Source organism: Candidatus Acidiferrales bacterium (genome assembly GCA_035934015.1).
Lineage (GTDB): Bacteria > Acidobacteriota > Terriglobia > Acidiferrales > UBA7541 > DAHUXN01.
Genome location: DASYYH010000011.1, coordinates 289,689 through 310,759 on the forward strand (window position 1 = coordinate 289,689; position 21,071 = coordinate 310,759).

The 21,071-nt window shown below is 57.3% G+C and carries 22 protein-coding genes; 6 read left to right on the forward strand and 16 right to left on the reverse strand.

Translation table 11 applies throughout. The features are described from left to right. Position 1: 1 nt before the first annotated feature. The 3 genes from VGR81_06330 to VGR81_06340 form a co-directional block, all read right to left on the reverse strand. Entirely contained in the window at positions 2 to 1,183 is a 1,182-nt protein-coding gene (locus VGR81_06330) for a tyrosine-type recombinase/integrase (GenBank protein HEV2288554.1), read from the reverse strand. Between the two features lie 263 nt (positions 1,184 to 1,446). Beyond that, positions 1,447 to 2,133, reverse strand: a complete 687-nt coding sequence (locus VGR81_06335; GenBank protein HEV2288555.1) for a hypothetical protein — start codon at positions 2,131 to 2,133, stop codon at positions 1,447 to 1,449. A gap of 512 nt (positions 2,134 to 2,645) precedes the next feature. Continuing rightward, positions 2,646 to 3,242, reverse strand: a complete 597-nt coding sequence (locus tag VGR81_06340) for a CHC2 zinc finger domain-containing protein (protein HEV2288556.1) — start codon at positions 3,240 to 3,242, stop codon at positions 2,646 to 2,648. Between the two features lie 399 nt (positions 3,243 to 3,641). On the opposite strand from VGR81_06340, the gene VGR81_06345 reads away from it, so the two are divergent. Then, positions 3,642 to 4,193: a hypothetical protein gene (locus VGR81_06345; protein HEV2288557.1), complete on the forward strand. Its 552-nt coding sequence runs from the start codon at positions 3,642 to 3,644 to the stop codon at positions 4,191 to 4,193. Positions 4,194 to 4,220: 27 nt separating this feature from the next. Here VGR81_06345 and VGR81_06350 read toward each other — a convergent pair whose 3' ends face one another. From VGR81_06350 to VGR81_06375, 6 genes are all read right to left on the reverse strand, one after another. Next, positions 4,221 to 4,859 carry a hypothetical protein gene (locus VGR81_06350; GenBank protein ID HEV2288558.1) on the reverse strand — a complete coding sequence of 213 codons (639 nt, stop codon included), beginning with the start codon at positions 4,857 to 4,859 and terminating at the stop codon, positions 4,221 to 4,223. A gap of 182 nt (positions 4,860 to 5,041) precedes the next feature. Continuing rightward, positions 5,042 to 5,323 carry a hypothetical protein gene (locus VGR81_06355; protein ID HEV2288559.1) on the reverse strand — a complete coding sequence of 94 codons (282 nt, stop codon included), beginning with the start codon at positions 5,321 to 5,323 and terminating at the stop codon, positions 5,042 to 5,044. After that, entirely contained in the window at positions 5,320 to 5,511 is a 192-nt protein-coding gene (locus VGR81_06360) for a hypothetical protein (GenBank protein HEV2288560.1), read from the reverse strand. The genes VGR81_06355 and VGR81_06360 overlap by 4 nt, the downstream gene beginning before the upstream one ends. Next, on the reverse strand, positions 5,508 to 6,020 hold the full coding sequence (locus VGR81_06365; GenBank protein HEV2288561.1) for a hypothetical protein: 513 nt from the start codon (positions 6,018 to 6,020) through the stop codon (positions 5,508 to 5,510). Before VGR81_06365 ends, VGR81_06360 begins: the two co-directional genes overlap by 4 nt. After that, a complete protein-coding gene (locus VGR81_06370) occupies positions 6,017 to 6,442 on the reverse strand; it encodes a hypothetical protein (GenBank protein ID HEV2288562.1) in 426 nt (141 codons plus the stop codon). Before VGR81_06370 ends, VGR81_06365 begins: the two co-directional genes overlap by 4 nt. Positions 6,443 to 6,444: 2 nt before the next feature. Beyond that, positions 6,445 to 7,308 (reverse strand): hypothetical protein, encoded by an 864-nt coding sequence (locus VGR81_06375; protein ID HEV2288563.1) that lies wholly within the window; start codon positions 7,306 to 7,308, stop codon positions 6,445 to 6,447. Between the two features lie 273 nt (positions 7,309 to 7,581). Here VGR81_06375 and VGR81_06380 point away from each other — a divergent pair, with 273 nt between their 5' ends. Next, positions 7,582 to 8,331, forward strand: a complete 750-nt coding sequence (locus VGR81_06380; protein HEV2288564.1) for a pseudouridine synthase — start codon at positions 7,582 to 7,584, stop codon at positions 8,329 to 8,331. Positions 8,332 to 8,333: 2 nt separating this feature from the next. On the opposite strand, the gene VGR81_06385 is transcribed toward VGR81_06380, so the two are convergent. After that, complete coding sequence (locus VGR81_06385; protein HEV2288565.1) at positions 8,334 to 8,963, reverse strand: hypothetical protein; 630 nt, start codon at positions 8,961 to 8,963, stop codon at positions 8,334 to 8,336. A 275-nt stretch (positions 8,964 to 9,238) separates the two neighbouring features. Here VGR81_06385 and VGR81_06390 point away from each other — a divergent pair, with 275 nt between their 5' ends. Continuing rightward, positions 9,239 to 10,630, forward strand: a complete 1,392-nt coding sequence (locus VGR81_06390) for an amidohydrolase family protein (GenBank protein ID HEV2288566.1) — start codon at positions 9,239 to 9,241, stop codon at positions 10,628 to 10,630. Between the two features lie 24 nt (positions 10,631 to 10,654). Here the strand turns inward: VGR81_06390 and hemL are convergent, their stop codons facing one another. From hemL to ccsA, 6 genes are read right to left on the reverse strand one after another with little or no spacing between them, the layout of a single operon-like run. After that, entirely contained in the window at positions 10,655 to 11,971 is a 1,317-nt protein-coding gene (gene hemL, locus VGR81_06395; protein ID HEV2288567.1) for a glutamate-1-semialdehyde 2,1-aminomutase, read from the reverse strand. 24 nt (positions 11,972 to 11,995) lie between these two features. Next, positions 11,996 to 12,973, reverse strand: a complete 978-nt coding sequence (gene hemB, locus VGR81_06400) for a porphobilinogen synthase (protein ID HEV2288568.1) — start codon at positions 12,971 to 12,973, stop codon at positions 11,996 to 11,998. Continuing rightward, complete coding sequence (locus VGR81_06405) at positions 12,970 to 13,869, reverse strand: uroporphyrinogen-III synthase (protein ID HEV2288569.1); 900 nt, start codon at positions 13,867 to 13,869, stop codon at positions 12,970 to 12,972. The genes hemB and VGR81_06405 overlap by 4 nt, the downstream gene beginning before the upstream one ends. Further along, positions 13,859 to 14,794 (reverse strand): hydroxymethylbilane synthase, encoded by a 936-nt coding sequence (gene hemC / locus VGR81_06410; GenBank protein ID HEV2288570.1) that lies wholly within the window; start codon positions 14,792 to 14,794, stop codon positions 13,859 to 13,861. The genes VGR81_06405 and hemC overlap by 11 nt, the downstream gene beginning before the upstream one ends. Continuing rightward, positions 14,791 to 16,131, reverse strand: coding sequence for a glutamyl-tRNA reductase (gene hemA / locus VGR81_06415; protein HEV2288571.1), 1,341 nt, complete (start codon positions 16,129 to 16,131; stop codon positions 14,791 to 14,793). The genes hemC and hemA overlap by 4 nt, the downstream gene beginning before the upstream one ends. After that, positions 16,131 to 16,946 (reverse strand): cytochrome c biogenesis protein CcsA, encoded by an 816-nt coding sequence (gene ccsA, locus VGR81_06420; protein HEV2288572.1) that lies wholly within the window; start codon positions 16,944 to 16,946, stop codon positions 16,131 to 16,133. Before ccsA ends, hemA begins: the two co-directional genes overlap by 1 nt. A gap of 223 nt (positions 16,947 to 17,169) precedes the next feature. Between ccsA and hemE the strand changes: the two genes are divergently transcribed. The 3 genes from hemE to hemG are packed head-to-tail and all read left to right on the forward strand — an operon-like array spanning position 17,170 to position 21,066. Beyond that, a complete protein-coding gene (gene hemE, locus VGR81_06425) occupies positions 17,170 to 18,252 on the forward strand; it encodes a uroporphyrinogen decarboxylase (protein HEV2288573.1) in 1,083 nt (360 codons plus the stop codon). Positions 18,253 to 18,255: 3 nt separating this feature from the next. Further along, positions 18,256 to 19,662 carry an oxygen-independent coproporphyrinogen III oxidase gene (gene hemN / locus VGR81_06430; protein ID HEV2288574.1) on the forward strand — a complete coding sequence of 469 codons (1,407 nt, stop codon included), beginning with the start codon at positions 18,256 to 18,258 and terminating at the stop codon, positions 19,660 to 19,662. A 27-nt stretch (positions 19,663 to 19,689) separates the two neighbouring features. After that, positions 19,690 to 21,066: a protoporphyrinogen oxidase gene (gene hemG, locus VGR81_06435; GenBank protein ID HEV2288575.1), complete on the forward strand. Its 1,377-nt coding sequence runs from the start codon at positions 19,690 to 19,692 to the stop codon at positions 21,064 to 21,066. The last annotated feature ends 5 nt before the right edge of the window (positions 21,067 to 21,071 follow it).

Consider the following 21,071-nt stretch of genomic DNA (forward strand, 5'->3'; position numbering starts at 1 on the left):
GTTATTGAATCGGCAACTCTTCATTTACGACAACCTCTCCAACATCCCCGGATTTGGGAGCAAGCGGGAGCAAAACCCCGGCGATTTTGCTCGCCAACCGACGTTGCGCTTCCGGCTGTGGCTGCGTGTACACCGAGAGCGTCACCTTCGGGTCCGTGTGACCCAACTGATTTTGCAGCGCCTTGATATTCTCTCCGGTCGCATTGCCCCACGTCGCGTAAGTGTACCGGAAACTGTGCCAGCCCACGCGCGGAAGCCCGGCCCGGTCACATGCCGGATAGAGCACGCGAGCACGGACATTCTCCGGGTTAAGCGCCGTACCCCGGCCCGACGAAAAAACGTAGCCGTTTGGATCTAAAACTTCCGGCTGAATTTTCCGCAAGGCTTCGAGCACGACGGCATCCACGAACACGATGCGACGCGATGCGCGAGTCTTAGGCTGCGATTGCTCTCCGTGGTAGTTCGATTCGCAAACGAGAATCGAACCCTCAGCGAAATTGACGCTTTTCCATCGCAGCCCGAACAACTCCCCGCGCCGCAGCCCGGAGAGCACGGCGACCAGAGCCATCGTGCGATGCGGCTCCGGCAACTCTTCGAGCAATCGGCGCATTTGCTCCGGCGAGAGCACGATCTTCTCCCTCACGTCGGCCAGCGCGGGCAACTGGACATCATCGGCTGGATTCGATGCGATGTAACCCCAACTCTTCGCAACGCCGAACATTTTCCGCAGACGATTCCTGACCGACAAGACCGTGCGCGGCGCAATCCTCTTCGAGAGCGAAGAGAGAAGTACTTGCACGTCTGCCGTCCCGATCTCCGGCAGCGCCAGCTTTCCAAGCGCGGGAATCAAGTACGCCCGGATTGTCCAGCGATAGCCGTTCGCCGTGGAAACGCGCAACGTCGGATAGATGTTCGGCTCGAAACGCTCCAACGCGAAACGCTCGAACGAGAGCATCACTTCCGGCTTGTGTCTGCCCTGATTTATTTCGGCCAGCCGTTCCGACAATCGCCGCGACGCCTCGCGCTTGCCGAGGTCACGCACAGCGCCCAAGACTATCGAGCACTGGCGACGGCGACGCGAGCCATCATCGGCGATGTAATCTTTTCGGAATCGGCCAACCCACACGGGATTTTTCCTTCCCCTCTGAAAAATCCAACCACCTTGCCATCTCGGACGTGCCACGGATTCCTCTTTCTCCGCGGCCCGCCTTGCTTCTGCGGGGCGAATGGTAGCACGCGCGTCAAGGCCAGTTACCGCCCGTAGACAGTTAGATGTATTAGAACAGCGCGAATTAGCCGTGCCTGATGCGCCGGGAAGCCCGCTGAGCGATTTTTCAGGCAAGGGTAGGGGTAGAGGACGGCCCCTTTCGAGCATTTCGCCAGCACCAGACACACCATCGCGCCGCCGCCCCGCAGCTTGCGCCAGTCGAATTGTGCGAGTCAGCGTCACGGAGGCCCGGTCCCGGATGGATCGAACGCGACAGCAACTCGCGTTTCAAATTCGGCCATGCGAACACTGACGGATGCCCGAAGTTTTTCTATATCCTGTCGCCCCTCGCGTTCTAGGTCATCAGCAAAAAACCATCCGCGCTTACCCGAAGGCTCGCCGAGAAGCGAACGACAAATCGGGCATGTGCCATTGAGCAGGCCCGCATCGTCGCCCGGCTCACGTTCGATTTTCGGATTGTAGAAGGCAGCGACGGCATGAACTCTACGTACACGGTCAAACGCAACTTCCAGATCAACAAGGCGCGACGGCGAAGCATCGAAAAATTTGCTCGGATATTTCAGGCAATGAGAAAGCGCCGCCTCGAAAGAATCGGCACGCTTAATCGAGATGATGAACGAGCCATCAGCGCGAATCTCAGCCCACAGACGCGACAATTCCCTTTGGGGAATCCGCAGGCCACAGTAGACGGCGTGCGCGTGTAGGTTCTGATTCATGCGTCCGAACTCGCAGCACCACAATGCACCGTACTCTTTGCGCGAGATTCCGAATTTCTTTTCGATGGCCCGAAACAGTTTCCGCACATCACGGTTGAACTCGCGCACTTCCTCGCTCGTCGGCATCCGGCCCAGCTTCTTTGTCGTAATGTCCAGTTTCGCCAGCACGCGCTCCCGATGGTCTGCCACGGAATGCTGCAACAATCTCTCAACTACCACGGCAAGACGGCTGTGCTTATTGAACAGTTCGCGGAAACAAAGAGGCCCGCAGGTAGAGCAGTACCGATTGAAACATCGGCACCGCTGGAAAAATCGGTGCTGCCGATTCTCGACGCAATCCACTGGCCGCGCCAGAATCCCGCACCATGCCTGACGGCGTGCCTTTCCTTTGAGGCCATTTTCTAGGAGCAGGTGCGCGTGCTCACTTTGACGTGGAGAAATGCGCGATGCGAGATGCGGGAGCCATTGACCGTTCGCATCGAAAGCCTTCGGCGTCGCCCGATCAGGATTTCCCTTCGGTTTCGGATGTGCGCGGTCATATTTTGCATCTCGCTCGCGCTCAGATTCAGCCGAAACGTACTCGCCATCGTCTTGTTTCCGACGAGCGCGTGCGAAACGCATATTGCGAGCACGCTCCTGACTCAGCACGAAAGATGCGTCGTGCCAAAGTTGCTCCGAAGTGTGAATTGTGCTCGACACAGTTATCCTGTTGTCTCAAGTAAAGAAGCCCGGTCAGCCGCGCACGCTGGCGGCGGGAGCTTACCAACGGGAATTGCACGCGGCCCGGCGATCTGGCGCAGCGCGATGCGCTTTCCAATCATGCTACGGGCCTTCGGCCCTACTGCCTTGCTTCGCAAGGCAGGCTCAGCCGCCTTCGGCGGCTTCGCAAAAAACGCTCGAACCTTTGACCCCTCGACGCGCGGACATACTTCGCCCGGCTTCCAGCGAAGAGATAAGTCTGCTGGATTCAAGGCTGCGAACTCGGCCACGCGACGGATCGCATCGGGGAATGCGCAGCTTGAGCGCAGCATCTCGAACGTGAACACGTCGCCACCACGCGAACAGCCGAAACAGTAGAAGAGATTCAGGTCAGGCCGGACGGCGAATGACGGATGACGCTCAGAATGGAATGGGCAGCGCATCCACAGATTGCGCCCGCGTTTGCGAAGCCGGATGTTGAGCGATACTTCGATGTACTCGGCCAGCGAGACGCGGGCTTTGACTCGCGCCGCCGACAGCATAGGCGACGGCAACTTTGGGGTTGCGTCACCGGACGTTTTGCGGTAATCGTTTCGCATCGGATTCCGAACTTACGGGCCGGGCTAGCGTCTCAACTAGAGCTTCGCTGCCCGGCCCGTTCCTTTCAAACTTCAACGACGCCGCGATCTACGGCGCAATTCCTTCCGCAATTTCCGAGCGTATCGCCGAAGGCCCAAAACCAACTGCGGAGGCGTATGCCTACTTTTCGCGGCCAACTCAACGCCATGCAGCCTCTCTCGCAAGGTCAATTTGTGACGCGCCATTTAAGTACCCTCCACCGCTCCGAATCTCGGATTGCTCCCGACATAGCAAAAGTTTAGAGCCTTTCGCCACGGACGCAACTGTTTTTACATATGGCCCTATTAGAGCCACCTTGACATTTTGGCCCCTCAGTGGCCATAATGAGTTGCGCGTGTTTATGGCAAAGGGGATAGACCATGACTAAAAAACTAAGCACACAAGATGCAAAGAACCGAATCGCGGAAGCTCTTTCAGACGCAACGGCAGGTCTATTCGGAATATCAGACAAGAAAGCAGAACGTGACTTCCGGGCAGCCCTCCAAGGCGAACCGCAAAACGAAACCTCCATCCTACAGGCAGCGTTGATCTACACATTAAACAAAAGGCTCAAGCGGAACCTTCAGCGCAGCAAAGGACAACGCATGTACAGTGAAGAAGAAATAGAGACCGTATGCCGCAAACTGAAAAGCACCGTGCCAGAGATGGCGACAGCCATCAGAAAGGGGTTCAAAGATATGCTGAAAGGATTACCACGACGTGGAGGCCCAGGACGCGGAGAGATTCTAAGCGCCGCAGAAAAAATGGAAGCGTGCGACCAGATCACGTTCCTCTTGAAACGAAATGAAGTCAAGAGATGGAGAGACATTTTCGAGAGCGTAGCGGAGCAATTCCGAACACGAGGCAAGAACGTCAGCGCCCGAACAATCAAACGCGCATGGGAAAGCAGGGAAAATCTCTTTACTGATTAAGCCCGCCAGCAAAACCACGCCAGATTCCTAGCGCCCAAAGATGGCTATGCGCTCGCGCTCCCATTCCTGACGCTGACGCCATAACTCGCGGCGACACTCTTCCGCTGCCTGCGGCTCGAAGTCTGCGGGCATCTCCGCTGGCGCGTGCCCGTTCCCGTTCCCGTTTGGTTTCGGATTAAGCAAGCGCGTGAGCAAGCCCGGCTGCGCTTGCCGCTTCGCTTCGGCCAGTTCCGCGCGTAGGCGCATGTTCTCTTCCGTCAATCCTTCGCGCTCGCGGCCCGCTGCGATGGAATCGTACAACCAGTCGTACTCGGCTTTTCCGCGCTCGAATTGAAACTGTTCTCCCGGCGACGCCAGCCCGCTTGCGATTTTGATTTCTAGTGCGGAGAGAAAATGGAATTGCACGCGCAGCCTGTCCAGTTCCGATAGCTCGGCCAGGCCCGCGCTCGGCGCGTATCGCGCCAGTTCCCGCGACGGCTCCGGCTCGACGCGCTCGACGCGACGCGCCAGTTGCGCGGGACGCGGCGGCTCCGGCGCGATCTGCCTCGCCGTTTCCCCTTGCCTGATTCCGGTTGCCGCTGTCAAGCCCTGATGCACCCGGCGATAGTGTCGGCGAACATCGGTTGAGCGCTCGCTCTGGTACGGGCATTGAGTGCATCGAAACATGGGCCTATTTTACCGCCCTTTTGCCTTTATCGTGCGCAATCCGTGCGTACGCACCGTGCGTAATACTCAATGCTGTGCGTATCATACTATACACTAGGTTGCGCAAGTGCTCATTTCGTCCTTTTCCGTGCGTATTGTCCTCAGATGCTCAGCCTGAGCGTGCGTACGCACGCGCTCAGAACTCAGCGCATGTATTTTTCGAGCCATGCCAGCCTGCCCCGGCCCTTGCGCGTGATGCGCCAGTACCGCGTGCGATACCTCTGCCATCGGTTCTCTGTCCACCCGGCCCGCGCTCGGACTAGGCTCCATTTCGCATACGCGGCCAGAGAGTGCATCACGCTCTCATAATCGAAGAGCCTCAGCGCCGCGCCGATCTGCGCCGCCGTCCGCTCGACGCCATCGGCCAGAAGCCGAAGCACGCGAATCTTGCGGCAGTTCCGCGTCGGCCTCGGCCTCGCGCTCATTCCGCGTCATCCTCTGGCGGCAGAGTCCGTGCGCTGCCGAAGAAGTATACCAGCGCCGCGAAACCGACAAACGCGACTATCGGCAAGCCCTCGCTGAACAGCCACGCGAAGATGCGCTGCAAGGGATTCGATTGCGTGGGCTGCGACGTGCGCGTGAGCAAGTCATCCGGGTTGCGAAGCACCGTCATGCGCCGCCACCTTGAACCTGTAATTCAGCATCGTACAGCGCCGACCGCGCCCACAGCTTGCGCGGGCTGCGCGGCCATTGAATTTGCCCGCCTCCCGGCGCTATCAGCAATCCATCGGGCAGTTGCCCGCGCACGCTCTTGGTCAGTTCGGCCCACTCATCGGACACGACGATTAGGCCCCTGTCCCAAATTTTTCCGTTCGACGTGGCGTTAAAGTTGCCCGAATTGATTTTGAAACTGAACGTGCCAGCGCCGAATGAGATAAGCTGCCAAGCGCCGTTCAGCACGGCATCGGTGCCAGTGAAGCCCGCGATAAACACCCACGTTCCCACAATCTCTACGAAAATGAACCCCGGCAGCACGGTAAACGAGATAGTCGCTATCCCGCCTGTCACGCTCGCCGCCGTGGAAACCATCGTGTTCGGAGTCTGATTCACTAGCAGCAAGTCATTGTCGCGCTTGCCGAAGATTTCGGTTGGTGCCGAATCTGTGACCGCTACTTTGCTCATCGTTTGGCCCCTTTCGTTCGCATCTCTGCCGTGATGATTACAGTCTGTTGCTCCGGTTGCCCCTGAAGACTCGCGTTGTGCGCGGCAAGGATTCCGTTCGCCGCGATCTGCGCCACTTGCGGAAGCCACCATATTTTGCGCTCCCACTTGTGGCGAGAGTGCCGCATCTTCTGGCCCACGATGTCCAGCGAAAACGCCATCGCGGAACCTACGGCGAAGTACGCGGGACGCGGTAATGCGGTGAACGTCCGGGCCACGGGGTCAGCTTCCCGGTTTCCGTTGTCCAGCACATGCGCAGTCGTCACCATGTCAGCCCACGCTGCGGCTTGCCCGGCAACGTCCAGCACGATTCTCTTTTTCTCTTGCCCGCTGGCCGGGATTGCCAGCGCGAGAAACAGCGTCGCTAGGATGCCCGGTTTCATTTTCAGTAGATCACCTTCGCGTAGATTCTGTACTGCGGCACCGTCGAACATCCGGTTGACGCAAGAGTGCTGATAGCGCCAATACCAACCGCCGTCCCTGCCTTTGCAACCTGCTCGATTTGATCTGCCGTCGCTGGCGATGCTCCGGTGCCCACGGAACCATTGCCAGTAATCGAAACCTGACTAAAACTGCCGCTGTTGAATCCTCCGGTTACAGCGCCGATTGACCATTGCGGAGTCACCGTGTTGCTCGAAGAACTGCATCCCACGCCCGCCGTCACTTGCACTGGCCTTGCGTCGAAAAACACGATTCCATCGGACGGCAAGCTTGCTACCAGATTCGACGTGCTGACGCTTGCGCCGAAATTCGTTGCTGCGCTCACGAACACGCCGACGTTTGCGGGAGTCAGGCAATTCAATGCGTTGCCGCTGGCGTCCACGCCGCTTGCTGCGCTGCCCGCACCGCAATTCGTTCCCGCGCTCGCCAGCGCCGTTGCCGTCGCCGCGTTCCCGGTTGCGTTTCCGGTGCCGCCGTTCGCTGTCGGCAAGATGCCGCTGACGCCAGCCGTTAAGCTAATCGGCAAACTCGGAATCGCGTTCGCAACAGCGTCGGGTTGCAGCGTGATTACCCCTGTCGCCGGGTTGAAACATGCTTGCTGCCGAAATTTTCCCGTTGCCGGGTTGAGCGATTGAAAGCCCGGCATGACGGTGCTTCCCGATGGACAGGCCAGCTCGATCTGGCCGGGCGATTGCGCCAGCACGATTGCGCCTGCGCCCGGCCCCGCGCCGAACAGCAAGACGTAAGCCGCGAGCATCAGCACGATTGCCAGCACCGCGATGCTTGTCAGAATGATTTTCGCTTTCATGGGTTCACCTCGATTGAAAATTTGGGAGCAACTTGGGAGCAAAAACGGCCGTTTTTGCCCCTAAGAGGAAATGCTAAGTTGCAGAAAAGCAAGGCAGGCCACAGCTTAGATTTGGCCCTGAAAATTCTGTCACGGCAGAGGTCGCGGGTTCGAGCCCCGTCGTCCCCGCCATTTTCTCAAACGACTTTGGCCGATTCGTCATTTCCGCAGTTCTTTGCGTCCCTCTTCCTGTAAAATTGCGTTCCCGACCTGCGTATGCGCGGCACATATCGCTTGGCTCACAAAGACAAAATCCGGCGCGTCGGATTGGCGCGCGCGCTTTCCAAGATGGGCTATTGCTCGCGCTCGCGCGCGTTTGAGTTGATTCGGGCGGGGCGCGTGCGAGTCAATGACACCGTGAAACGCGATCCGGAGTTTCCAGTGCGGTTTGAGCACGATCCGATTGAGGTGGATGGAAAAGAGATCCGCGTCGAAGGCAGAGTTTACCTCATGTTGAACAAACCACGCGGGATCATCACAACGGCCGCCGATGAGAAGGGCCGCGAAACGGTCTATGCAAAATTAGCGGACGGAATGGCTTGGGTTGCGCCCGTGGGACGACTCGATAAAGCGAGCGAAGGGCTCCTGCTGCTGACGAACGATTCCGAATGGGCATCTCGCGTTACCGCACCGGAGACGCATCTGGACAAGACGTATCACGTACAGGTCAATGCCATAGCCGATGCGGGGATAATCGAAAGACTTAAAAAAGGCGTACGGAGCGAAAGCGGCCAACCGCTGCGCGTGAAACGCGCAGAGATTTTGCGGCGCGGAGAGAAAAATTCGTGGTTCATGATTGTGCTCGACGAGGGGAAAAATCGCCAGATACGAAGAGTCTTCGAAGCGCTGGGGATCGAAGTTTTGCGCCTTGTCCGTGTGGCGATTGGGCCGCTGGCTTTAGGAGAATTGCCAAAAGGAAACTATCGTTCGCTCACAACCAAAGAAAAGCAAATGCTGGACAGTGCTATGGAACGCGGTGACTGAGTCTAGTGCGTGTGCGCCGTGTTGTAAGAACCGCTGAGGAGGAATGTCGCTGTGGCGAGCGATTGCGGAACCCACCAAACATGGCGTGTCCAGCCGGAGCTGTGCTCCATGCGGCGCGCGACGTAATCCAGGCCAAAAGGTACGACCTGAATCGCGGCGTAAATCGCATTTGAATTCGCGAACGGGCGCATAAGAGGGTCCGTCTCGATGCGCCCCTGCGAAATGGCGCGCCGAGTCGACCAAGCGTCAAAGCCCGCAGCACTGTGTTCGGCCGCTCCCAGAAAGAGCCATGCGCGTTCGTTGGGAATGACAGTGGGTTCTTGCTTGGGGCGAAACGCCGGAGGAGGCGGAAGATAGTAGTCGTATAGCGCTGCAGTCGCGGCCGAGTCGGGCTGGGCAGCTGCGGAAGAAGTTGTTAAGGATGCCGGCGATTTGGACAATTGCCTGCCGCCGTCAGGGACGGGCTTGGGACTGGCGTTGGCAACGGAGGCCGCATGGGCAACGCCCGGTGTCGCAGGCGCCGAATTATTTGAAGCGGTAGTTGAAATGGCTGTGGAAGGGGTTTGGGATGCCCTAGGAGCAACCGTAGAGCCCGGGAACTGAAAGAGCATCAATGCGACTGCGAGAACCATTACCCAATGCCTCCCAAGGACATTTGACACGCCTGGCGAACAGCTGAGCAATGGTACAGCCAGGGCACAGAGCTAGTACGTGCGGCGCTTTCAGTGACTTACGAAAGTACTAGCGACTCGACAGTCGAAAAATACAGAAGTCTTTTGTTGAATTGAAGAAATGATTTTCCACTGGCGGGGCGGGCCTGTGTTCGGATTTCTTTGCTTAATCCCTGGCATCCCTTTGGATTAGAATCGGCGCGCCGCAAAGAGTATCAGGAGGGCCAATGCGCCGCATGACGGCAATACAACTTTCGTTGCTCATTTTTGTGGTTTTTCCGAGCATCAGTTCCGCGCAAACGCCGAGGGAGGAGTTTGTCCGCGCTGGAAAATTGGTAGACGTGCATTCGGGCCGAATTCTCGACAACATGACCATCCTGATTCAGGGAGACCAGATCGACCGTGTGGCGAGGGCTGACGAAATTACGATTCCGGAGGGTGCGACGGTCATCGACCTTTCTCATGCTTACGTCTTGCCCGGGCTGATCGACGCTCATGAGCACATCTTCCTGACCGGCGAAGACAATGGCCGCTACGACGAGCAGCTTCTGAAAGAGTCGTATCAGTACCGCACTATCGAAGCGATCAAAAACGCATGGCGCGACTTGGATGCTGGATTCACATCAATGCGCGATTGCGAAACCGAAGGCGCAATGTACAGCGACGTGGACGTCCAAATGGCAATTTTCCGCGGATTGATTCCCGGACCACGATTGTGGGTCGCCACGCGCGCGATGTCTGTCACGGGAAGTTACCCTTTGCTGGGATATTCGCCCGAGGTCAATGTGCCGAGCGGAGTTCAGATCGTCGACGGACCCGATGAAGCGCGCAAGGCTGTGCGCCAACAGATCAAATATGGTGCGGACTTCATAAAGGTATACGGAACCGGTGGTTATCGATTTACCGCGGAAGGAAAAATGGTCAGCACTCCCACGTTCACGCCTGAGGAGCTGCAAGCCATTGTGGGCGAGGCGCATCGTTGGGGGCTTAAAGTAGCGTGCCATGCCTATAGCGATCCGGGACTGCGCAATTGCGTGGACGCGGGCGTGGATTCGATTGAACATGGGCTCGACTTGAGCGATTACGATATTCAACAGATGAAAGCTAAAGGAATTTGGCTTGTGCCCACGCTTTATGTCTACGAGCTTATTGCGAAAGAAGACTTGAAACCGTCGGATGGCGCCGCGAGCCGGGCGAGCATACACGAAGCCAGTTTCAAAAAAGCTCTCGCCGCCGGAATTAAAATCGCATTCGGAACGGACGCGGGACCGTTTCCGCATGGCACACAAGCGAAAGAGTTCGAATCCATGGTGAAGTACGGAATGACACCGCTGCAAGCCATTCAAGCGGCAACGCTCGGCGCGGCCGAAGTGATGGACCCATACGAACCTTACGGCCTCGCCAACGGAAAACAAGATGATGAATACTCAAACCCTCGTTTCACAACACACCTTTGGTCGAAAAGTGTCGGGGCGATTGATCCGACCAAATACGCGGACATCATCGCCGTGGATGACAATCCGCTTGATGACGTCACACAGCTGGAACATGTGAAATTCGTGATGAAGGGCGGAGTAGTCTACAAGAATGATTTTGTGAACCCGCCTGTGGATAAACTGATCCAGTAGGACAGTGCGCAGGGCAGTTAGGCGTCACTCTGGGAGCGCCGCGACCGTCCTGAGTGACTCTTTCGTTGCAACCACAGCGCGTTGGAGGTCGGCATCGCTGTGAGCTGAGGAAACGAATAGCGCCTCGAATTGCGACGGCGCCAGGAGCATGCCGCGTTCCAGCATGGCGCGGAAAAACGCAGCATAATGGCGGGTGTTCGATTTTTTCGCGCTGGCGTAATCAGTGACCGGTTGCGAAGCGAAGAATACCGTTGCCAGCGTTCCGGCTGAGTTCACCCGCGCTGGTACACCAGATTCCTGTACGGTGCGGCGTATCTCATCCATGAATTTTGCCGCGTGAACGTTCAATTTCTCGTAGAACTTTGGCACTTTCAGGAGCTTCAAGACTTCGATTCCCGCGCGCATGGCCAGCGGATTTCCAGAAAGCGTGCCGGCCTGATATACGGATCCCAATGGCGCGACATGATTCATGATATCTGCGCGACCGCCATACGCAGCGACGGGCAATCCGCCGCCAATGATTTTGCCCAGCGTGGTGAGGTCAGGCTCTATTTTGTAAAGTGATTGCGCGCCCCCATAACACAGACGAAATCCAGTGATCACTTCGTCGAAAATCAGCAGCGCCTCGGCGCGCCGAGTGATGTCGCGCAGCCCCGCTAGAAATCCGGGCTCAGGCATACCGACGCCCATATTCGCCGCGATTGGCTCGACAATCACTGCAGCGATCTTGTTCTTATGCGTAACAAACATTTTCTCGACGGCCGCCAGATCGTTATAGGGAATGCTCAATGTTAGTGCAGCGAGCGCTTCGGGAACGCCAGCACTCGAAGCGATCCCGAGCGTCGCGAGACCCGAGCCGGCTTCGGAAAGGAAACTGTCCGCGTGGCCGTGGTAGCAGCCGTCGAATTTCAAAATCAAATCGCGCTTCGTAAAACCGCGGGCAAGACGCACAGCGGACATCGTCGCTTCCGTGCCGGAGCTGACGAAGCGAATTTTCTCGATGGAAGGGATCGCGCGTTTCACACGTTCGGCAAGCTCGATTTCCAATTCCGTGGTGACGCCGTAGCTCGTTCCACGCGCGGCTTGCTCTTGAATCGCAGCGACAATCGCCGGATGCGCGTGGCCCAAAATCAAAGCGCCCCATGAGCCGATAAAGTCTATGTATTCGCGACCATCGACATCCCAGATGTGTGCTCCTGAAGCGCGTTCCACAATCAGTGGGTCGCCGCCAACGGAGCGAAACGCTCGCACAGGGCTGTTTACGCCGTCGACGAGCGATGCTTCGGCACGTTGTATGAGTTCATTGGTTTTCGAAATTTTCATGTCGGGGCGAGAGGCCATCAGTTTCGCTTCGCGGCGCGCCTTTCAGCAGGCTTTCAGCCAGCGCGCCACGTCCTTGGCATGATACGTGAGCACAATCGATGCGCCCGCACGCTGAATGGAAGTGAAGATTTCGAGCACGACACGTTTTTCTTCAATCCACCCGTTGCGCGCCGCAGCCTTCACCATGGCATATTCTCCGCTCACGTTATAGGCAGCGACCGGTACGTCAAACGTTTCACGGACGCGATGGACGATGTCAAGATAAGGTAGCGCGGGCTTAACCATGATGATGTCCGCGCCTTCTTCTAAATCGAGCGCAACTTCCTTCAGCGCCTCGCGCGCATTCGCGGGATCCATCTGGTAACTGCGCCGGTCGCCCGATTGCGGCGCGGATTGCGCGGCTTCGCGAAATGGCCCGTAAAATCCGGAGCAATACTTCGCGGCATAGGAAAGGATTGCCACATCGGCAAAACCCGAAGCATCAAGCTTCTGGCGTATCGCTGCGACGCGGCCATCCATCATGTCCGATGGCGCGACGATGTGCGCACCGGCGCGAGCGTGAGAAAGGGCCATCTCTGCCAGCAAATCCAGCGTGGGATCGTTGAGAATTTCATGATTGCGGATCACGCCGCAATGGCCGTGGCTCGTATATTCGCAGAGGCACACATCGGTAATGACCACCAAATCCGGACGCGCCTTGCGAATCGCCTCGACGCCGCGCTGCACAACTCCGGAGGCGATATAGGCTTCACTTCCCTTCTCGTCCTTATGCTCGGGCAAACCGAAAAGAATGACCGCAGGAATGCCAAGGTCGGCGACTTCACGCGCTTCTTCGACGAGCTTATCCACCGATTGCTGTGCAATTCCGGGCATCGAACTCACCTCGGCCTGCACGCCCGTGCCGGGGCAAACGAACATCGGATAAACAAGACCAGTCGTCGAGGGCCGTGTTTCGCGCACAAGGCTGCGAATCGCTTCATTGCGGCGCAGGCGGCGCGGGCGATGCATTGGAAAACTCATGCGTATTTTGCTCCTTGCGAATTTGCGGATCGCGTCGAACGCCGGAAATATTCGGCAATTGCATCGATCAGTGCATTCGAATTCGATTCCGTTGCTTCAATGGCGCATGGCAGCCCGCTCACGCGAATCGCCGCTGCCGTCGTCGGGCCAATGGCCGCGAAGGCCGACTTCGTCCCGAATTGCCGAAGGGCTTCCGAATCGATAGCTTTTGCAAAGTTCTGAAAAGCGGAAGGGCTGGCAAATATGAAGCAATCCGCACCGTTTTGAAGGATACCATTCATCGCCGGGCCGGCGAGCGACTCAGGCATCGAGGTGCGATAGGCGACGACTGGCGTGACTTTCGCCCCAGCTTCCTCAAGCACTTCCATCCAGTCCGCGGCGGCGCGCTCTCGCAAGGCCAAATCGCTGCGCGGAACGAGAATTTTCATGCCCGCCAATCCCTGAACAAATTCCACCGCGGGATTTCTCGCTTCCATGCCGGCGACGCTGCGAACACAGTCTTTGAAATTCGCGGCAAAGGTACGCCCAGTGCCCGCAGGGGGCACGAAATCCACAGAAAATCCCTCGTTGGCGGCGGCTTCGGCTGTGGCCGGCCCAATTGCTGCAACGCGATGATGGCGCGAACCTGGGGGAGCAGGAGCTAAATTCAAAGTACGCATGCGGCGGGCAAAAAATCGCACCGCATTCTGGCTGGTGAAAAAAAGCCAATCAAATTGGTTCAACGAACGAATCACCTGATCGAGAGGATCCGCATCGCTGACCTCGCGAAATTCGACGCACGGCAATTCGATCACCTGCGCACCGGCCGTGCGCAGCATGATTCTCAGACCTTCGCTCTGGCCCGCAGCGCGAGTAATCACAATGCGCTTGCCCGCAAGCGGCCCCTTAGCCTCCACCGGCGATCCTCCCAGCAATACGCAGCAGACGATCAGCTCCCGCATCGAGGAGCCGGCGCGCCAGGTCCCGGCCGATATGCTCAGAAGCTTCGGGAGAACCCACTGCCTGACGATGAATGGATTCGGTGCCCTCGACGTTGAGTACGCGAGCATCCAATTTCATTTGGCTGTTCTCGATTCGCGCCCAAGCTCCCAGAGGAATCGTGCACCCTCCCTGTAATTCATCCTGCAAGGCGCGCTCGCAACGAACAGAGCAAACCGTCGGCCAATCTTCGAGCTTCTCCAGAAATGGTTTATACAAATTTTCCTGATCTGCGCAGAATTCAATACCGAGCGCACCCTGTCCGGGGGCGGGGAGCATGATCTCATGCGCCAGAATTTCCGTGATTCGCGGCGACAAGCCCAAACGCTCGATCCCCGCCTTAGCAACAACGACCGCATCGTATTCTGCTGCATCAAGCTTGCGCAGTCGCGTATCCACGTTGCCACGAAGCGGAACAATTTCAAGGTCCGGGCGAAAAGCCCTCAACTGTGACGCGCGCCGGACGCTGCTTGTGCCAACGCGAGCGCCGGGCCGGAGCTTGGCAAGCGTCTCCCCTTTCCGTGAGATCAAGCAGTCCCGGGAGTCTTCGCGTGCGAAACCAATCGAAATCCGGCATGCGCTACAAAAGTCAGTGGGCACATCCTTCATGCTATGCACCGCTATGTCGATTTGCCCGCTTAGCAAGGCCTCTTCAATTTCCTTGATGAAAACTCCCTTTGCTCCGATTTCCGAGATTCCGGAGGAAGCGAAGCGGTCGCCAGCAGTCTTGATCACCACAATCTCCGATTCGACATCTGTTTCTTCCCGCAGTTTGGCGCGGACGTGCTCTGCCTGCCAAAGCGCAAGCTTGCTGCCGCGTGTACCAATTCGCAGCGGTTTCATGATTTCGGCTCGTCGTCAGAATCGCCAAGACCGAAAACCTCACGCAAAGCGGCGAGGCCTTCGACGCGCCGGTGCAGCTTTCGCGCCTGACGCAGACGTCCGGAAGGAACCTGCACGATTCGCTGGATGAGGTCTTCCGTCAGTTTTTCTAGCCGCGCGCGATCGTTTTCCGTCATCTCGCCCGCATTGGCAAAGTGCGACGTGAGCAGAGAACGCCGTTCCGCTTCAAGGCGTGCGCGCAATGCATCGAGCAAATTGGCAGCCTCAAGGCTCGATTGCCAAGAAAGGAATTTATCCACATGCTCGGCGATAATCGCCTCGACACGCGGCACCTCGCCTTCCCGGGATTTCTTGTTCTGTTCGACGATTTCGCCGAGATGGTCGATGTTGAAGAGATAGAAGTTGTAGAGGCCCTCGGCTTCGGGCTCGACATTGCGCGGCACGCCCAAATCGATGACGAACATGGCCCGGCCGGAGCGCGCCGCCATGCCAGCTTCGATCATCGAGCGAGTGAGCACGTGCTCCGAGCCAGAAACGGAAGTCACGATGATGTCGGGCTGTTCGAGCTGCCGCTCCAGATTTGCCCATTCGTGCGCATGCCCGCCCATCCGCTGCGCTAATTCCTGCGCTCGTGAGAAGGTACGGTTGACCATTCGCAGTTCGCCGATTCCCCGCAGCCGCAGATGCTCCACCACTTGCTCGGCCACGGATCCCGCTCCGACAATCAAAGCCTCGCGGCCCTTCAAATCGCCAAAGATGCGCTCCGCAAGCCTGACCCCCGCAAGCGCCACAGACATGGGACGCGTTCCGATTTCCGTCTCTGAGCGAACGCGTTTGCCGACTTCCAAAGCGCTCTGGAAAAGGCGATTCAGAACCGGCCCCGTGGAACCATTTTCGAGCGCGCGATTGTAAGCCTCCCGAACCTGGCCAAGAATTTCGGCTTCGCCCAGCAAGAGCGAATCGAGCCCCGACGCAACGCGAAACAGATGCCTGATTGCCTCGGGTCCGGCGTAACGATAGAGGCGTCCGTCGAGATCCACGGTCGAAAGCTTATGAAACTCAGCCAAAAACGAAGCCAACGCGGTCGGCGTGGATTCGATCGATTCAGAGGTCACTCCATACAGTTCACTGCGATTGCACGTCGAGACGATCACCGCCTCTTCGATTAAACCCAGACCGCGCAGTTCCGAAGCCGCACGAATCGCCTGCTCCGGTGTGAAGGCAACTCGCTCGCGAAGCTCGACCGGTGCCGTGCGATGATTGCAGCCAATGAGCGCAATTTCGACCCGTCCACCTGCGCCGACTTCAGCTCTTCCGCGAATGGAATCAGTGGTCATCAGTAGAAGCGATGAAAACGAGTGAAATAGACATTCACAATCGTGTAGCTGAAGAGCACAAGCACAAAATTACATGCGCAAAGAAATGCGGCACGCGCTCCACGCCAAGCCGGCGCACGCAAAACCGAAAGGTAAATGGCATAGATGACGACAACTGCAAGCGTCACCAAGACCTTCGGGTCAGCCACGGCGAATTGGCCGGTGAGATGATGTTCCCAGACAAAACCTAGCGCTGTTCCAACAAGCAATAAAACCAGGCCGATCCAGACGCTGGAGCGGCTCATGCGTTCGAGAACTTCGAGCGGCGGAAAGCGCCAAAATGCCAGTCCCAGACGTCCGCCACGCAGGACGCGATTCTGAAAAAGGTAAACTAAGCTCAGCAAGAACGAGATGGCAAACGCGGCGTAGGCCCAAATACCAATGGTGATGTGCAATGCAAAGAGCGCCTCATCGCCGACAGGCGCATGATGAATTGCCGAGGGTGCCACCGCCACCGCAACCACTAGCCAAAAAATGACGAAGGGCACGACTAGAGATCCCACAGCGCGCTGCCGATGCAAAATTTCCAGACCCAGATACGTTAGAGCCACCAGCCACGCAAAAAGAGACATCGAACCATACAAATCATCATACGGAACCGCGTGAATTACACGCGAGCGCTCCAAAAGCGCGAAATAGTGGACGACAAGCCCCAAAATCAAGAGCAGCGTCGCCAGTCTCCCGATCCAACGGCGGTCGCGAAAGAGTCCACCGGCATAGCACGCGAAGCTGGCGGCATAAAGAACCAATGCGGTGAAGTCCATGGTGAGTCTCATGGAAGAAGGACAAACCTCGCAATTTGGCTTGGATTCACCGAGTCAAAAACTCCACGATGCGCTGCAAATAGTCATCTTAGCGCCGATTGCAAGGAGCCACAACAAGCGGCTATCGCGAAAATGGCGTCAACGCAAACCGCGCAAAGCGAAGCTCTCGAGCGGCTCAGGGTGCGTGCGACGCATACAAATTCTTCTGATAAAATAGAAATAGGGATACTGCTCTATGAGGTCAGTGCAGTCATCGACGACTACCAAGAAGGATCTTTTCCTTCAAGCCGCTCGCGGCGGGCGTCCCGAACGCGCGCCGGTATGGATCATGCGGCAGGCGGGGCGCTATTTGCCCGGCTACCAGAAACTTCGCGAACGATATTCATTCCTCGAATTGGCCAAGACGCCTGAACTAGCGGCTGAGGTTTCCGTCGAGCCGTATAACGTACTCGATGTCGATGCAATCATCGTTTTTTCGGACATTCTTGTTGTCGCTGAGGCGATGGGCGTGCATCTCGAAATCAATGATGATGGACCGAAACTTGGAAAGCTTGTTCTCAATAGCGACGGAGTCAAAGCACTGAAGACATTTGACGCGGAACGTGAAACGAAGTTTGTCGGCGACGCCATTCGCGTCATCCGGCTTAACGCGGGACCAGACGTGCCTGTTCTCGGATTCGCCGCGGCGCCGTGGACGCTGGCTTGCTACCTCGTCGAGGGGCGCACGCGCGGCGAGCTTTCCGTCATCAAGCGCATGATGTATACGGAACCCGCACTGCTTCGAGAATTGCTCTGCAAAATCGCGGATGTCACAGCGCGTTATCTCAAAATGCAAATCGATGCAGGAGCCACGGCAGTGCAGATTTTTGATACCTGGGCCGGCGAACTATCTGCGCACGATTATGAAGAGTTCGGGCTTCGCCCAACTCAAGTGCTCATCGAAAAACTCGATCCCGGAAATACGCCTGTAATTCTTTATGCGAAGAATGGGGCGCATTTATTGGGCGCTTTGGCGCGCTCGGGAGCTTCGGTATTGAGCGTGGATTGGCGGACGGACCTGGCTGAAGCGCGCGCGCGCTGCGGCCCGAACGTCGCTCTGCAAGGCAATGTCGATCCAACAGTGCTTCTGAGCACTGAGCAAAACATCCGGTCTGCAGTGCGAGATGCGTTGAGCAAGACAAATGGCACCGGCCACATTTTGAATCTCGGTCATGGTATTTTGCCCGCGACACCTGTTGAGAACGCCAAAGCTTTTGTGGCCGCGGCGCGGGAACACTGCCAATCGGATGCAAAACGTGCTGCAAGAAATGTGGAATGAAACATGGGCGCCATACACCTGAGCTACGAAATGCCGGACCTCGAAGTCAGCGAGGACTTTCTCGCCAAGTATAACCGGCCGGGGCCGCGCTATACGAGCTACCCGACTGCGCCAGTCTGGGACGAAAAATTTGGCCAGACGGACCTCGAAGAATCTTTTGCCAAATCCGACTCTGCCGCCTCGCCGGCCTCGCTCTATATGCACCTTCCCTTCTGCGAGAGCCTTTGCCTTTTCTGTGCCTGCAACGTCGTCATACAAAAAGACAAAAAAGCCGCTGTCCCTTATCTGGAATCGTTGAAGTCTGAAATCGACTACGTAAGCCACTTTGTTTCACGCGAGCGCGAAGTCGTGCAATTCCATTGGGGCGGAGGCACGCCCACTTATCTTTCACCGGAGCAGCTCGACGACTTGTTTTGCTACGCGCGCGACCGATTTTCCTTTTCGCGCAATTCGGAAATCGGCGTTGAGGTCGATCCGCGCGTCACTTCGCGCGCGCATCTGGAAATATTGCACAGGCTCGGCTTCAATCGTCTCAGCATGGGCATTCAGGATTTCACGCCTGAAGTGCAAAAAACGATTAACCGCATTCAGCCCTATGATCTCACGCGCGATTTGGTCGCGGCCGCACGGGAACTTGGCTTTGGCAGTATCAACGTCGATCTCATTTACGGCCTGCCTTATCAGACTGCGGCGTCTTTTTCAGATTCCGTCGACAAAGTGCTGCAAATCGGGCCCGACCGCATCGCTATGTTCAGCTATGCGCATGTTCCATGGCTCAGGAAACAGCAAGGCTCATTCCAGGGCCATTTGCCCGAGGGTATGGAGAAGTTTCGCATCTTCAAAGCGGGCATTCGTAAATTCACCGAGGCAGGCTACATCTACATCGGCATGGATCATTTTGCACGGCCGGCCGATGAGCTGGCCGTGGCGCAGCGAGAGCGCACGCTCTACAGAAATTTTCAGGGCTACACGACAAAGGCTGGAGCTGATCTCTACGGTATGGGCGTGAGCGCGATCAGCAGCATCGGCGCGGCCTATGCGCAAAATGATCGCGGAATCGGCGCGTACCAATCGCGCGTGGCGGAGCACGGCACCGCGACGATGCGCGGCTACCGGCTGAATGCGGATGACCTGTTGCGGCGCGAAGTCATCACAAAGCTCTTGTGCCACGCCGTGATCCACAAACCTGAGATTGAGGAGAAGTTCCGGATTCGGTTTGACGATGCCTTCTCGAATGAAATTCGCGAGCTTGAGCCAATGCGCGACGACGGCCTTGTAATTCTTGACCGCGATGAGATTCTCGTCACGCCGCTGGGTCGCATCTTCATTCGCAACCTTGCTATGCCTTTCGACCGCTACCTCCGCGAGCAAAAAATGGATGCGCGGCCGCTCTTTTCGAAGACGCTCTAATATGCGTGCAGACCCTACGGCGCTTTCATGACTTCACGACGCCAGGCAATCGTTGTCGGAGCAGGAATTTCAGGGTTGGCGTGCGCGCTGCGGCTCGCAGAAGCCGGTGCCAGTGTTCGCGTGCTTGAGGCTGTTGGCAAAACCGGCGGCTTGATTTCTACCGTGGAGCAAGATGGATTTCTCTTCGAGGCCGGTCCCCAAAGTTTTCAGATCACGCCAGAACTCCGTGAGTTGATCCATTCGGTCGGATTTGAAAATGAAATCCTCGAAGCGCCGCCGCAGACGCCGCGATATGTACTGCTCCATGGCAAGCTCCGGCCCGCTCCCATGTCCCCTCCTTCCGTGCTAACGACTTCCCTTCTCACCATGAGTTCGAAGGCGCGGATATTCGGAGAGGCCTTTGGCCATTCGAAGCCGCCTACGGAAGATGAGAGCTTCGCCGATTTCGTGCGGCGAAAATTCGGCACTGAAATTCTGGAACACCTTGCCGGACCATTTGTGTCCGGTGTGTTTGCCGGCGATCCCGAGAAATTGAGCCTCCGCAGCACGTTCCCGACGATGGCGCAGTGGGAAGAAGAGTATGGCAGCGTGCTGCGGGGCGCAACAAAGTCACGTAAGAGCGGGAGTAGCAAGAGCGAACGGCCCACGCTTGCCGGATTCAAGCGCGGAATGGGAAGTTTTCTAGCGGCGGTAGCGATGAAACTCGGCCACTCTTGCGCCACGGGAGTGACCGTCAAGTCCATCGCGCGTGCTGCGGATACTCCTGGCTGGAAAATTGACTGCTCTGAATCCAGCCAAGGCGGAACCCTGCACGCTGATGCCGTCGTCCTTGCGACGCCCGCGTATGAAGCGTCTCGGTTGATGCAGAAGCTCTCGGAACCTCTTGCCGCAGCTCTGGCAGGCATTCCGTATGCGCCTGTGGCAGTTGTCTCCGAGGGATATCGCCGTGAATTCGTCGGTCACACGCTGAATGGATTCGGCTTCCTCGTGCCCCGAGGAGAGAAAATGCGAACTCTCGGCACGGTTTGGAATTCTTCTCTCTTTGCGGGACGAGCACCCAGCGGGATGGTGCTGATGACCAGTTTCACGGGCGGAGCACTGGATCCTGCCATTGTGGAAATGGAAGAAACCGAGATCGCCGACCTGATTCGCAATGAACTGGTCAAAATACTTCAGATCAGTGGTCCGCCCGCGGCGCATCACGTATGGCGTCATCGGCGCGCGTTGCCGCAATACAATCTTGGGCATGCGCAGCGAGTGAACGCAATCCGCGACGGAGTCGAGCCTTTTGCCGGGCTCTTCATTACCGGCAATTACCTCGAGGGGCCATCCATTGGAAGTTGTGTGGCGCAAGGATTCCGCGCCGCGAAAGAGGTTCAGGAGTATTTTCTGAGTCCGCCGTAACGCTC

Excerpts from the sequence above, each read along its gene's own strand:
- VGR81_06340 (HEV2288556.1), bottom strand. The coding sequence starts at position 3,242 with ATGCGAAACGATTACCGCAAAACGTCCGGTGACGCAACCCCAAAGTTG.
- VGR81_06345 (HEV2288557.1), top strand. The coding sequence starts at position 3,642 with ATGACTAAAAAACTAAGCACACAAGATGCAAAGAACCGAATCGCGGAA.
- VGR81_06350 (HEV2288558.1), bottom strand. The coding sequence starts at position 4,859 with ATGTTTCGATGCACTCAATGCCCGTACCAGAGCGAGCGCTCAACCGAT.
- VGR81_06355 (HEV2288559.1), bottom strand. The coding sequence starts at position 5,323 with ATGAGCGCGAGGCCGAGGCCGACGCGGAACTGCCGCAAGATTCGCGTG.
- VGR81_06360 (HEV2288560.1), bottom strand. The coding sequence starts at position 5,511 with ATGACGGTGCTTCGCAACCCGGATGACTTGCTCACGCGCACGTCGCAG.
- VGR81_06365 (HEV2288561.1), bottom strand. The coding sequence starts at position 6,020 with ATGAGCAAAGTAGCGGTCACAGATTCGGCACCAACCGAAATCTTCGGC.
- VGR81_06370 (HEV2288562.1), bottom strand. The coding sequence starts at position 6,442 with ATGAAACCGGGCATCCTAGCGACGCTGTTTCTCGCGCTGGCAATCCCG.
- VGR81_06375 (HEV2288563.1), bottom strand. The coding sequence starts at position 7,308 with ATGAAAGCGAAAATCATTCTGACAAGCATCGCGGTGCTGGCAATCGTG.
- VGR81_06385 (HEV2288565.1), bottom strand. The coding sequence starts at position 8,963 with ATGGTTCTCGCAGTCGCATTGATGCTCTTTCAGTTCCCGGGCTCTACG.
- VGR81_06390 (HEV2288566.1), top strand. The coding sequence starts at position 9,239 with ATGACGGCAATACAACTTTCGTTGCTCATTTTTGTGGTTTTTCCGAGC.
- hemL (HEV2288567.1), bottom strand. The coding sequence starts at position 11,971 with ATGGCCTCTCGCCCCGACATGAAAATTTCGAAAACCAATGAACTCATA.
- hemB (HEV2288568.1), bottom strand. The coding sequence starts at position 12,973 with ATGAGTTTTCCAATGCATCGCCCGCGCCGCCTGCGCCGCAATGAAGCG.
- hemC (HEV2288570.1), bottom strand. The coding sequence starts at position 14,794 with ATGAAACCGCTGCGAATTGGTACACGCGGCAGCAAGCTTGCGCTTTGG.
- hemA (HEV2288571.1), bottom strand. The coding sequence starts at position 16,131 with ATGACCACTGATTCCATTCGCGGAAGAGCTGAAGTCGGCGCAGGTGGA.
- ccsA (HEV2288572.1), bottom strand. The coding sequence starts at position 16,946 with ATGAGACTCACCATGGACTTCACCGCATTGGTTCTTTATGCCGCCAGC.
- hemE (HEV2288573.1), top strand. The coding sequence starts at position 17,170 with ATGAGGTCAGTGCAGTCATCGACGACTACCAAGAAGGATCTTTTCCTT.
- hemN (HEV2288574.1), top strand. The coding sequence starts at position 18,256 with ATGGGCGCCATACACCTGAGCTACGAAATGCCGGACCTCGAAGTCAGC.
- hemG (HEV2288575.1), top strand. The coding sequence starts at position 19,690 with ATGACTTCACGACGCCAGGCAATCGTTGTCGGAGCAGGAATTTCAGGG.